The sequence below is a fragment of the Pseudoalteromonas sp. S558 genome, from assembly GCF_005886635.1.
Taxonomy (GTDB): domain Bacteria; phylum Pseudomonadota; class Gammaproteobacteria; order Enterobacterales; family Alteromonadaceae; genus Pseudoalteromonas; species Pseudoalteromonas aliena.
In genome coordinates, this window is record NZ_PNDU01000327.1 from 1 (window position 1) to 520 (window position 520).

The 520-nt window shown below is 34.6% G+C and carries 1 protein-coding gene; it reads right to left on the reverse strand.

What is annotated here, in order from left to right; translation table 11 throughout:
- Positions 1-114 precede the first annotated feature (114 nt).
- Entirely contained in the window at positions 115-327 is a 213-nt protein-coding gene (locus tag CWB66_RS23225) for a hypothetical protein (RefSeq protein WP_138586527.1), read from the reverse strand.
- Positions 328-520: the final 193 nt, after the last annotated feature.

The window sequence follows — 520 nt, forward strand, 5'->3', positions numbered from 1 at the left end:
CGCGCTGTCTAGTTTTAGTTTAGGAACGCAATACTTCGAAAATTTGGTTATAAAATAAAACTAAAAACTTTTTCAGAAGCACTCAAGCAATTAAATCAGGCATTGATCAGACCCCTAGGCAACTTTTTGGATTTTATATAAATGCAACGCATGTCCACCAATGAGCCTTATTATTTTTTCCCTGAACTCATCAAAACCATCCAAGCTAATTTTGTCGCCTTGCTGGAGTAGATTAATTCCCTCAAAACACTGAAAGACCCAACGTAATGTTGGGCTAGATATTTCTTTATTGATTTGATTCGCTATCGTGGCTTTTTCTTTTTTCATATTCGCTCTCATTCGTCTTTGCGCGATTGAATAAACTAACAATGAAAGTGTCATCACCATCAACAGAGCATCTATTCTACTTGGCTTTTTGATAAATAATGATGATACAAAAAATAAGGGATCTTTTAAAAACCTAAACCCTTTTTCTACTTCAGATTGTGCTTTGTAGTGCTTAAGTAAATCTTAAGGTGCT

Excerpts from the sequence above, each read along its gene's own strand:
- CWB66_RS23225 (WP_138586527.1), bottom strand. The coding sequence starts at position 327 with ATGAAAAAAGAAAAAGCCACGATAGCGAATCAAATCAATAAAGAAATA.